The sequence below is a fragment of the Mycolicibacterium chitae genome, assembly GCF_900637205.1.
Taxonomy (GTDB): Bacteria; Actinomycetota; Actinomycetes; order Mycobacteriales; family Mycobacteriaceae; genus Mycobacterium; species Mycobacterium chitae.
This window is the reverse complement of the sequence record NZ_LR134355.1, coordinates 754,532-765,434: the sequence shown is the minus strand read 5'-3', so window position 1 is coordinate 765,434 and position 10,903 is coordinate 754,532. Positions and strand designations below refer to the sequence as shown.

Here is a 10,903-nt window from a genome sequence, read left to right as displayed (position 1 = left end):
ACCAGAGCCTAGCCAGCACCGGCCCCGTGCCCGGCAGGCACCCGCTCCCCCTCGGCCGTCGGCCCGGGCGGGGTGCCGTCACCGAATGGCCTGCCGCCCAGTTCTTCTCGGCCGTGCGGGGTCAGCCAGACCGAGAGGTCGGGCCCCTTGGGCACCACCTGCGTCGGGTTGACGTCGGTGTGCACGATGTAATAGTGCTGCTTGATCTGCACGAAGTCGGTGGTGTCGCCGAACCCCGGCGTCTGGAACAGGTCGCGGGCGTAACCCCACAGCACGGGTAGTTCGGTCAGCTTCTGTCGGTTGCACTTGAAATGCCCGTGGTAGACGGCGTCGAAGCGGGCCAGGGTGGTGAACAACCGCACGTCGGCCTCGGTGATCGTGTCCCCGACCAGGTACCGCTGCCCGCTCAACCGCTCGGATAGCCAGTCCAGTGCGGTGAACAACCGGTCGTAGGCCGCGTCGTAGGCGTCCTGACTGCCCGCGAAGCCGCACCGGTACACACCGTTGTTGACCTCGGTGTAGATCCTCTTGCTCACCTCGTCGATCTCGGCGCGCAACGGCTCGGGATAGAGCTGCGGCGCCCCGGGCCGGTGATGCGCGGTCCACTCGGTGGACAGGTCCAGCGTCAGCTGCGCGAAGTCGTTGGTGACGACCTCGCCGGTGGGCACGTCGACGATCGCCGGGACCGTGATGCCCTTCGGGTAGTCCGGGTATCGCTTCAGGTAGGCGTCGCGCAGCCGCGGGATCTTCAGCACCGGGTCGAGCCCGTCCGGGTCCAGGTCGAACGTCCAGCTGCGCTGATCATGCGTGGGACCGCAAAACCCAATGGAAAGAACGCCTTCGAGCCCCAGCAGCCGCCGGACGATGATCGCCCGGTTGGCCCACGGGCAGGCCCGGGCGACGATCAACCGGTACCGGCCGGGTTCCACCGGATACCCGTCGCGGCCGTCGGCCGTGATGCGGGTGGTGATGTAGTTGGTGTCGCGGTTGAACTCCCCGCCGCTGGCTACGTAGGTATCAGGCATGCCACCAGCATGCCCGTCTCCCCGCGCTTTAAGCGTCGAGTTCGTGCGCGACCGCCTTGACCACCTCGGACACCCGGCGGGCGACCTTGCGATCGGGGTAGCGCCCCTTGCGGAGTTCGGGCTGCACCGTGCCCTCGAGCAGGGTGATCATGTCCTCGACCATGCCGTGCAACTCGTCGGGGGTGTGCTTGCGCTCCGGCGGACCGGCGGCCTCCCGCCGCGTCCGGGACAGGCTGGGCGGCGGATCGATGAGCTTGAGGCTCAGCGCCTGCGGGCCGCGGCGGCCGGCGGCCACCCCGAACTCCACCCGCTGGCCGGCCTTGAGGCTTTCCACCCCTGCGGGCAGCGCGGACGCGCGGACGTAGACGTCCTCCCCCTCCTCCTGGGACAGGAAGCCGAAGCCCTTCTCGGCGTCATACCACTTCACCCGGCCGGTCGGCACTGGTCTCACCCGCTTGTCTTACGGGCCGCCGATACTCGGCGGCCTCCACCGTCACATAACAATGCGCCCCGCCTGCGCAGGGCGCACTGACGCTTGATCCTACTCGGCTGACCCCGCCGCCAACATCCGTGTTAACTCGGTAGTCTGGCCGTACCGCTGGAGGAGAGATGCGCCTGATACTGAACGTGATCTGGTTGATCTTCGGCGGCCTGTGGTTGGCCCTGGGATACCTGTTGGCCGCGCTGATCTCCTTCGTGTTGATCATCACCATCCCGTTCGGCTTCGCGGCGCTACGCATCGCGTCGTTCGCGCTGTGGCCGTTCGGCCGCACCGTCGTCGACAAGCCCGGTCCCCGCCCCGGCGCACTCGTCGGCAACATCATCTGGATCATCCTGTTCGGCTGGTGGCTGGCGCTCGGTCATCTGCTGAGCGCCATCGCGATGGCCGTCACGATCATCGGCATCCCGCTGGCGCTGGCCGATCTGAAGATGATCCCGATCTCGCTGCTGCCGCTCGGCAAGGACATCGTGCCGGTGGATCAGGCGCGCCAGGACCCGATCGGAGTGCCGCGATGACGGTGACTTCGTTGGGGCTGCCGACGGTGTTCCGGCCGGTCGGCGCGGCACCGGCCTCCGGACCGCTGATCGACACCTTCGGCCGAGTGGCCACCGATCTGCGGGTCTCCCTGACCGACCGGTGCAATCTGCGCTGCACCTACTGCATGCCCGCCGAGGGCCTGGACTGGCTGGCCACCGAGCAGGTGCTGAGCACCGAGGAACTGGTGCGACTGTTGCGCATCGCCGTGACCCGGCTGGGCATCACCAATGTCCGGTTCACCGGCGGCGAACCGCTACTGGCCAAGGACCTCGACCGGGTCATCGCGGCCACCGCCGCGCTGCGGCCCCGGCCCCAGATCGCGCTGACCACCAACGGCGTCGCGCTGCACCGCCGGGCCCAGGCCCTGGCCGAGGCCGGCCTGGACCGGGTCAACGTCTCGCTCGACACGGTCGACGCCACCCACTTCGCGGCGATCACCCGTCGGGACCGGCTCGACGACGTCATCGCGGGACTCGCCGCCGCGCAGCGCGCCGGCCTGCGACCGGTGAAGGTCAACGCGGTGCTGGACCCGCAGACCGGCCGCGACGACGTCGTGGCGCTGCTGAAGTTCTGCCTGCAGCACGACTATCAGTTGCGGGTCATCGAGCAGATGCCGCTGGACGCGGGGCACAGCTGGGAACGCGGCAGTGTGCTGACCGCCGCCGAGATCCTCGAGACCCTGCGCGGGCACTTCACGCTGACCCCGGACACCGCGCCGCGCGGATCCGCCCCCGCCCAGCTGTGGCGCGTCGACGGCGGGTCGGCCACGGTGGGTGTGATCGCCTCGGTGTCCGAGGCGTTCTGCGCGGCCTGCGACCGCACCCGGCTGACGGCCGACGGCCAGGTGCGCAACTGTCTTTTCGCGACCAGGGAGACCGACCTGCGCGCCCTGCTGCGCGACGGCTCCGACGACGACGCCATCGAAGCGGCCTGGCGTTCGGCGATGTGGCAGAAGGCCGCGGGCCACGGCATCAACGACCCGAGCTTCGTTCAGCCGGCACGGCCCATGAGTGCGATAGGTGGATGAGATGACCGACGTACAGACCGGGATTTCGGTGACGCTGCGCTACTTCGCGGCCGCGGGCGCGGCCGCCGGCACCGAACAAGAGGTGCTGGAGTTCCGTCCCGGCACCAGCGTTCGCGACGTCGTCGCCGCCCTGGCCGATCGCGACCCGGAATTGTCGCGGGTGCTGGCCCGTTGCTCCTATCTGTGCGACGGCATCGCGGTGCGTGACCTGGACACGACGTTGAAATCCGGACAAACCCTCGACGTCCTGCCCCCGTTTGCTGGCGGATAACCGTGATTTGTGTCACATCACGACCCGGTAACGGAATGGCCACGGGCCGGTAGCGGCTGATACTGACCTGCAGCAACCAGGCCATTTCTTGGGCATTTAGAGTCTCTTTAAGGTTTGCCACCTGCGGAAACGCCGTTTGGGGCAAAAGGTGACGCAGCGTCGGCCAGCAGTTACCGTCGTCTCTGGCCGGCCGAGTGTTACCGAGCGGCGGGCCCTCCTCTTCCTGATTGCGCCGAGCTCCATCCGTCGGGCAGAGGGGCCGACGAACACCACGGATGGAGACGGGGGACCCAACCGGTCCGCCGAAATCGGACCCGGGGCCGCTCGCGGCCCCTAGGGGTGAAGCCGAAGTCAGACCGTTCGCGGGGAAGACTGCGGCCGGGCAACCTCTCCAGCCCGAACCCGACAGCTGACCTCGTGGGCGCACACAGAGAGGACTGACCGACGTATGAGCGGACGGCACCGTAAGCCCAGCGAGGCGAACAAGAACGTAGCGAAGATCGCCTTCACCGGCGCCGTGATCGGTGGGACCGGTCTGGGCCTGGCCAGTCAGGCCGGCGCAGCGACCGACGCCGAGTGGGACACCGTCGCCCGCTGCGAGTCCGGCGGTAACTGGGCCATCAACACCGGCAACGGCTATCACGGCGGCCTGCAGTTCGCCCCCGGCACCTGGTCCGGTCACGGCGGCGGCGAGTTCGCCGCCCGGGCCCACCAGGCCACCAAGGAGCAGCAGATCGCGGTGGCCGAGCGCGTGCTCGCCACCCAGGGCAAGGGCGCCTGGCCGGTGTGCGGCCGTGGCCTGTCGGGCCCGACCCCGCGCAACGTCGTCGACACCACCGAGGCTCCCGCCGAAGAGGCCGGTGCGCCGGCCCCGCTGGGCGCGCCGCTGCCGCCCGCCCCCGAGGGTCTCCCGCCGGCGCCCGAGGCACCGCCCGCCCCGCCGGTCGACATCGCACCTCCCCCGCCGCCGCCGCCGGCTCCCGACGCCGTCCCGGTCGACTTCGCCGCACCCCCGGCGCCCGAGGGTCTCCCGCCGGCCCCCGAGGTCCTGCCGCCCGCACCCGAGGCGCCCCCGGCCCCGCCCGTCGACATCGCACCTCCCCCGCCCCCGCCGCCGGCCCCCGAGGCCGTCCCGGTCGACTTCGCCGCACCCCCGGCCCCCGAGGGCCTCCCCCCGGCGCCCGAGGCGCCCCCGGCCCCGCCCGTCGACATCGCGCCTCCCCCGCCCCCGCCGCCGGCCCCCGAAGCCGTCCCGGTCGACTTCGTGGCCCCGCCCGTCGAGGAAGCCGTCGTCGAGCAGGCATCGCTCGAGGCCCCGGCCCCGGTCGTGGACCCCGCCGACTGGACGCACGCCGACCCGAACGCGGCACCCGGACCGCAGAAGTGGTCGCTCAACGTGCCGCAGGCCCCGGTCGATCCGGCCCTGCCGCCGGCGCCCGCACCCGCCCCGGCCGATCCGATGGCACCGCTGGCCAACGTCGACATCCCGGCCCCGGCCTTCGACGCGGCCAACCAGCTCGCGTCCGGCGAGATGCCGACCATCGCGGCCGAGGCCATCCCGCACCTGCCGAGCCCGGACAACCTCCCGCCCGGCGCCTCGGTCGTGCCGCCGACGCCGAACAACCAGCCGAACCTGACCTACCTGCGCGAGCTGTGGCACGCGGTGCAGACGCAGGAGATCAACGGCAACGACATGCTGCTGGCGCTGGCGCAGCGGCCGCTGACCTCGCAGCCGCCCGCGCAGGCTCCGCTGACCCCGAACACGCCGACGGGTCCCGTGGCGCCGGTTGACGCACCGGCTCCCGCGCCGCTTCCGGTGGACGCACCCGCTCCGGCACCGGTGGCGCCGCCGGCCTGAGCGTCGGCTTCGGGTTCAGTTTCGACCAAAACGCACTCAGGGTCGTGATCCCCACGGGGTCACGACCCTGAGTGCGTTTTCGGCGCGGTGTGCTCAAGCGCGGCGCGGTGCGCTCAGGCGCAGTTGACCCACTCGTCGGTGCCGTCGGCGAAGAACTGGTGCTTCCACACCGGTAACCGCTCCTTGATCGTGTCCACCAGGAGCGCACAGACCTCGAAGGCGGCCCGGCGATGGTCGGCGGCCACGGCGGCGACCAGGGCGGCGTCGCCGAGCTGTAGCGGCCCCACCCGGTGACTGGCGGCGATCGCGCGCACGCCCTGGGCCTGCGCGGCCACCTCGGCCAGCACCTCGGCCATGGTCTGCTCGGCCAGCGGATGCGCGGAATACTCCAGGCGCAGGACCTGCCGGCCGCCGTCGTGGTTGCGCACCACCCCGGCGAAGCCGACCACCGCACCGGCGGCCTCGTGGGCCACCAGCGCCTCGTGCTCGGACAACAGGATGGGCGTCTCGGTCAGCGCGGCGCGCAGCACAGCGATCATCGCGGATGGTCCTTCCCGGCGAGTTGCTCCAGGGCGTGCGGCACGACCTCGGTGAGCACCCCGAGGCCGTCGCGCACCCCGCCGGGCGAGCCCGGCAGGTTCACGATCAGCGTCCGACCGGCGACCCCGCACACGCCCCGGGACAGCACCGCGGTGGGCACCTTCGGCAGTCCCGCGCGGCGGATCGCCTCGGCCAGGCCGGGCACCTCGAAGTCGAGCACGGCCGCGGTCTGCGCCGGCGTCTGGTCGGTGGGTGAGATGCCGGTGCCGCCGGAGGTGATCACCAGATCCACGCCGTCGTCGACCGCGATCCGCAGCGCGCGGCCGACCGGATCCCCATCGGGCACCACGACGATCTCCGGTTCGGAAAATCCTTGTTGGACAAACCATTCGGAGATCAACGGGCCGCTGCGGTCGTCGTAGACGCCGGTGGCGGCGCGGGTGGAGGCGATGATGATTCGGCCGGTGCGGGTCACCTACGCCATTCTCCCGTACGGCCACCGGCCTTGGTGAGCAGCTTGATGTCGTCGATGCGCGCCGCCGGGTCCACGGCCTTGATCATGTCGTAGACGGTCAGCGCCGCGACGCTCACCGCGGTCAGCGCCTCCATCTCGACGCCGGTGCGGTCGGTGGTGCGCACGGTGGCGGTCACCGTCACCGCGGCGTCGGCCGCCTCGAACTCGATGTCGACGCCGGTGAGCGCCAGATGGTGGCACAGCGGGATCAGATCGCTGGTGCGCTTGGCCGCCAGGATGCCGGCCACCCGGGCGGTGGCCAGCGCGTCGCCCTTGGGCAGCCCGCCGGCCGAGATCAGGTCGATGACCTCGGCGGTGGTGTGCAGCACGCCCGAGGCGAGGGCGGTGCGCTTGGTGACGTCCTTGTCGCTGACGTCGACCATGTGGGCGGCTCCCCGCTCATCGAGGTGCGAGAGCGGCTGGGAACCGGGGCCCCGGACCATCGCTATCTGTTGATGACGGTGATCGGATGCACGTACGGCAGCTCCTCAGCGGGCACCGGGAACGTGATCTCGCCGAACGGGGACAGCGCCCCGGTGCGGTCGGTCGCCAGCTCGGACACGGCATGGTCGTCGGGGTCGGTAGTCGGCCAGCCGGGATCGACGTAGCGGCCCTTGCTGGTCTTCGCGATGTCAGCCACGAGTGTCATTGTGACAGGTCATGGAATCTTCGTGCGTCATGGTGGCTGCTTTACCCTGGTCACGATGACCGAACACACCCCAGGCGTGCCGTTGGGCGTCTGGCTGGCCGACTCGCCCGACGAGCGGCTGATCCGGCTGCTGGAGCGGCGACCGGACCTCGCCCAGCCGCCGCCGGGCAGCATTTCGGCGCTCGCGGCGCGCGCGCAGGCGCGCCAATCGGTCAAGGCCGCCACCGATGACCTGGACTTTCTGCATCTGGCGGTGCTCGACGCGCTGCTGGTGCTGCAGGCCGACACCGCGCCGGTCCCCGTCAGCAAGCTCGTCGCGCTCATCGGCGATCGGGCCCCCAAGGACGCCGTCCACACCGCCCTGGACGACCTGCGCGACCGGGCGCTGGCGTGGGGCGACGCCGCGGCGGTCCGGGTGGTCGCCGAGGCCTCCGCGGGCCTGCCCTGGTACCCCGGCCAGGTCGTGCTGGAGGATTCCGTCACCGATCCCGCCGAGCTCACCGCGCTGCTCGAAACGCTCGACGCGCCCCAGCGTGACCTGCTGGACCGGCTGCTGGACGGTTCGCCGGTGGGTCGCACCCGCGACGCCGCGCCGGGGACGCCGCCGGATCGGCCGGTGCAGCGTCTGCTCGCCGCCGGCCTGCTGCGCCAGGTCGACCACGAGACCGTGATCCTGCCGCGTCAGGTCGGCCAGCTGCTGCGCGGCGAAGCGCCCGCACCCGCCGAGTTCACCGCGCCCCAACCCGTCGTCGCCGCCAAGCCGGTGACCAAGAAGGCCGTCGACGCGGCCGGGGCGGGCGCCATCATCGACCTGCTGCGCGAGCTCGAGGTGGTGATCGAGACCCTGGGCGCCACCCCGGTACCGGAGCTGCGCAGCGGCGGGCTCGGGATCCGCGAGATGAAGCGGCTGGCCAAGCAGACCGGCATCGCCGAGAGCCGCCTGGCGCTGATCCTCGAGATCGCGTCCGGGGCCGGCCTCATCGCCAACGGCATGCCCGACCCCGAGCCGGAGGACGGCCCGGACGGACCGTTCTGGGCGCCGACGGTGGCCGCCGACCGCTTCGTCGAGGCCCCGGCCGCCGAGCGGTGGCACCTGCTGGCGAGCACGTGGCAGGACCTGCCCGCGCGACCCAGCCTGATCGGACACCGCGGGCCCGATGGCAAACCCTTTGCGGCGCTGTCGGACTCGCTGTACTCGACCGCGGCCCCGCTGGATCGTCGGCTGTTGCTGAGCACGCTGGCCGAGTTCGACACCGGCACGTCGGTGGACGCCGCGGAGGCATCGCGGGCGATGATCTGGCGACGGCCCCGCTGGTCGGCCCGGCTGCAGCCCGGACCCGTCGCGCAGCTGCTCGAGGAGGCGCACGCGGTCGGTTTGCTGGGGCGCGGCGCCATCACCTCCCCGGCGCGCGCCCTGCTCTCCGACGATCCGGAGGCCGCGATCGCGGCGATGACCAAGGCGCTGCCCGCCCCCATCGACCATTTCCTGGTGCAGGCCGACCTCACCGTGGTGGTGCCCGGACCGCTGGACCGCGATCTCGCCGAGGAACTGTCGGCCGTCGCCGACGTCGAGTCCGCCGGCGCGGCCATGGTGTACCGGGTCGGCGAGCCGTCCATCCGCCGCGCCCTGGACACCGGCCGCACCCCCGGTCAGCTGCACGCGTTCTTCGCCAAACACTCCAAGACGCCGGTGCCGCAGGGACTGACCTATCTGATCGACGACGTCGCGCGCCGCCACGGTCAGCTGCGGGTGGGCATCGCGGCGTCGTTCGTGCGCTGCGAGGACCCGACGCTGCTGGCCCAGGCCGTGGCCGCCCCCGCCGTCGCCAAGCTCGACCTGCGTCTGCTGGCGCCCACCGTCGCGGTCTCGCAGGCCCCGATCGCCGACGTGCTGGCCGCACTGCGTTCCTCGGGCCTGGCACCGGCCGCCGAGGACTCCACCGGCACCATCGTGGACCTGCGCACCCGCAGCGGCCGGATCCCCGTGCCGCCGTACCGGCGGCTCTACCGGCCGGCGCTCAATCTGCCCAACCGGGACACCCTGACGGCCATCGTCTCGGTCCTGCGCAAGGTGCACGACGGCGCGGCCGGCGGCGGCCGGCTGGACCCGTCGCGGGCGATCGCCCTGCTGCAGCAGGCCGCGCTGCACCAGAGCACGGTGCTGCTCGGCTACACCGACGCCGCGGGGGTCTCCACCCAGCGGGTGGTGTCGCCCATCCATGTGCGCGGCGGGCAGCTGACCGCGTTCGACACGGCCGCCGGGCGGGTGCGCGAGTTCGCCGTCCACCGAGTGACCTCGGTCATGTCGGCGGAGTCGGGATAATGCGTATATGACCGACGGACCCCTGATCGTGCAGTCCGACAAGACTGTGTTGCTCGAGGTGGACCACGAGCAGGCCAACGACGCACGCGCCGCCATCGCGCCCTTCGCCGAACTCGAACGCGCCCCCGAGCACATCCACACCTATCGCATCACCCCGCTGGCGTTGTGGAACGCCCGCGCGGCCGGCCACGACGCCGAGCAGGTGGTCGACGCGCTGGTGACCTTCTCCCGCTACGCCGTGCCGCAGCCGCTGCTGGTCGACATCGTCGACACCATGGCGCGGTACGGGCGGCTGCAGCTGATCAAAAGTCCGGTGCACGGGCTGACGCTGGTGAGCCTGGACCGCGCGGTGCTCGAAGAGGTGCTGCGCAACAAGAAGATCGCCCCGATGCTGGGCGCCCGCATCGACGACGACACCGTGGTGGTGCACCCCAGCGAGCGCGGCCGCGTCAAGCAGATGCTGCTCAAGATCGGTTGGCCCGCAGAGGATCTGGCCGGCTACGTCAACGGCGAGGCGCATCCGATCGCGCTGGATCAGGACGGCTGGGAGCTGCGCGACTACCAGGAGATGGCCGCCGAGTCGTTCTGGGCCGGCGGCTCGGGCGTGGTGGTGCTGCCCTGCGGTGCCGGCAAGACGCTGGTCGGCGCGGCCGCGATGGCCAAGGCGGGCGCGACGACGCTGATCCTGGTCACCAACACCGTGGCGGGCCGGCAGTGGAAGCGCGAACTGATCGCCCGCACCTCGCTGACCGAGGAGGAGATCGGCGAGTACTCCGGGGAGCGCAAGGAGATCCGGCCGGTCACCATCGCGACCTACCAGGTCATCACCCGTCGCACCAAGGGCGAGTACAAGCACCTCGAGCTGTTCGACAGCCGGGACTGGGGCCTGATCATCTACGACGAGGTACACCTGCTGCCCGCGCCGGTGTTCCGGATGACCGCCGACCTGCAGTCGCGGCGCCGGCTGGGGCTCACGGCCACCCTGATCCGGGAGGACGGCCGTGAGGGCGACGTGTTCAGCCTGATTGGCCCGAAGCGCTACGACGCGCCGTGGAAGGACATCGAGGCCCAGGGCTGGATCGCGCCGGCCGAGTGCATCGAGGTCCGAGTGACCCTCACCGACAACGAGCGGATGCTGTACGCCACGGCCGAACCCGAGGAGCGCTACAAGTTGTGCTCCACGGCGCACTCGAAGATCGCGGTGGTGAAGTCGATCCTGGACCGCCACCCCAAGGAGCCGACGCTGGTCATCGGCGCCTACCTGGACCAGCTCGAGGAACTCGGCACGGAACTGGACGCCCCGATCATCCAGGGCTCCACCAAGACCGCCGAACGCGAGGCGCTGTTCGACGCGTTCCGCACCGGCGAGATCCGCACGCTGGTCGTCTCCAAGGTGGCGAACTTCTCCATCGACCTACCGGAAGCCGCAGTGGCCGTACAGGTTTCGGGCACCTTCGGCTCACGGCAGGAGGAGGCCCAGCGCCTCGGCCGGCTGCTGCGCCCCAAGGCCGACGGCGGCGGTGCGATCTTCTACTCGGTGGTCGCCCGCGACAGCCTCGACGCCGAGTACGCCGCGCACCGGCAGCGGTTCCTGGCCGAACAGGGCTACGGCTACCTGATCCAGGACGCCGACGACCTGCTCGGCCCCGCGATCTGA

The 10,903-nt window shown here is 71.3% G+C and carries 12 protein-coding genes and 1 riboswitch; of the genes, 6 read left to right on the top strand and 6 right to left on the bottom strand.

Annotated features, from left to right (window positions below; genetic code table 11):
* Positions 1-8 precede the first annotated feature (8 nt).
* Both EL338_RS03630 and EL338_RS03625 read right to left on the bottom strand, forming a co-directional pair.
* Positions 9-1,025, bottom strand: coding sequence for a glutathione S-transferase family protein (locus EL338_RS03630; protein WP_126332482.1), 1,017 nt, complete (start codon positions 1,023-1,025; stop codon positions 9-11).
* A 28-nt stretch (positions 1,026-1,053) separates the two neighbouring features.
* Positions 1,054-1,467 carry a cold-shock protein gene (locus EL338_RS03625; RefSeq protein ID WP_126336658.1) on the bottom strand — a complete coding sequence of 138 codons (414 nt, stop codon included), beginning with the start codon at positions 1,465-1,467 and terminating at the stop codon, positions 1,054-1,056.
* Between the two features lie 167 nt (positions 1,468-1,634).
* On the opposite strand from EL338_RS03625, the gene EL338_RS03620 reads away from it, so the two are divergent.
* The 4 genes from EL338_RS03620 to EL338_RS03605 all read left to right on the top strand — a co-directional run bounded on the left by EL338_RS03620 (position 1,635) and on the right by EL338_RS03605 (position 5,220).
* A complete protein-coding gene (locus tag EL338_RS03620; RefSeq protein WP_126332481.1) occupies positions 1,635-2,042 on the top strand; it encodes a YccF domain-containing protein in 408 nt (135 codons plus the stop codon).
* The gene (gene moaA, locus EL338_RS03615) at positions 2,039-3,091 is read left to right on the top strand and encodes a GTP 3',8-cyclase MoaA (protein WP_126332480.1); all 1,053 of its coding nucleotides are present in this window, start codon (positions 2,039-2,041) and stop codon (positions 3,089-3,091) included. The genes EL338_RS03620 and moaA overlap by 4 nt, the downstream gene beginning before the upstream one ends.
* Position 3,092: 1 nt before the next feature.
* Complete coding sequence (locus tag EL338_RS03610) at positions 3,093-3,362, top strand: MoaD/ThiS family protein (RefSeq protein WP_126332479.1); 270 nt, start codon at positions 3,093-3,095, stop codon at positions 3,360-3,362.
* 290 nt (positions 3,363-3,652) lie between these two features.
* Positions 3,653-3,802, top strand: a riboswitch (cyclic di-AMP (ydaO/yuaA leader).
* Between the two features lie 8 nt (positions 3,803-3,810).
* Positions 3,811-5,220, top strand: coding sequence for a transglycosylase family protein (locus tag EL338_RS03605; RefSeq protein ID WP_126332478.1), 1,410 nt, complete (start codon positions 3,811-3,813; stop codon positions 5,218-5,220).
* 113 nt (positions 5,221-5,333) lie between these two features.
* Here EL338_RS03605 and EL338_RS03600 read toward each other — a convergent pair whose 3' ends face one another.
* From EL338_RS03600 to EL338_RS03585, 4 genes are all read right to left on the bottom strand, one after another.
* Positions 5,334-5,759: a molybdenum cofactor biosynthesis protein MoaE gene (locus EL338_RS03600; protein WP_126332477.1), complete on the bottom strand. Its 426-nt coding sequence runs from the start codon at positions 5,757-5,759 to the stop codon at positions 5,334-5,336.
* The gene (locus tag EL338_RS03595) at positions 5,756-6,235 is read right to left on the bottom strand and encodes a MogA/MoaB family molybdenum cofactor biosynthesis protein (RefSeq protein ID WP_126332476.1); all 480 of its coding nucleotides are present in this window, start codon (positions 6,233-6,235) and stop codon (positions 5,756-5,758) included. Before EL338_RS03595 ends, EL338_RS03600 begins: the two co-directional genes overlap by 4 nt.
* Positions 6,232-6,657 (bottom strand): cyclic pyranopterin monophosphate synthase MoaC, encoded by a 426-nt coding sequence (gene moaC, locus EL338_RS03590; RefSeq protein WP_435404967.1) that lies wholly within the window; start codon positions 6,655-6,657, stop codon positions 6,232-6,234. Before moaC ends, EL338_RS03595 begins: the two co-directional genes overlap by 4 nt.
* A gap of 62 nt (positions 6,658-6,719) precedes the next feature.
* The gene (locus tag EL338_RS03585; protein WP_126332474.1) at positions 6,720-6,914 is read right to left on the bottom strand and encodes a hypothetical protein; all 195 of its coding nucleotides are present in this window, start codon (positions 6,912-6,914) and stop codon (positions 6,720-6,722) included.
* Between the two features lie 64 nt (positions 6,915-6,978).
* On the opposite strand from EL338_RS03585, the gene EL338_RS03580 reads away from it, so the two are divergent.
* Both EL338_RS03580 and EL338_RS03575 read left to right on the top strand, forming a co-directional pair.
* Positions 6,979-9,246 (top strand): helicase-associated domain-containing protein, encoded by a 2,268-nt coding sequence (locus EL338_RS03580; RefSeq protein ID WP_126332473.1) that lies wholly within the window; start codon positions 6,979-6,981, stop codon positions 9,244-9,246.
* A gap of 7 nt (positions 9,247-9,253) precedes the next feature.
* Positions 9,254-10,903 (top strand): DNA repair helicase XPB, encoded by a 1,650-nt coding sequence (locus tag EL338_RS03575; RefSeq protein WP_126332472.1) that lies wholly within the window; start codon positions 9,254-9,256, stop codon positions 10,901-10,903.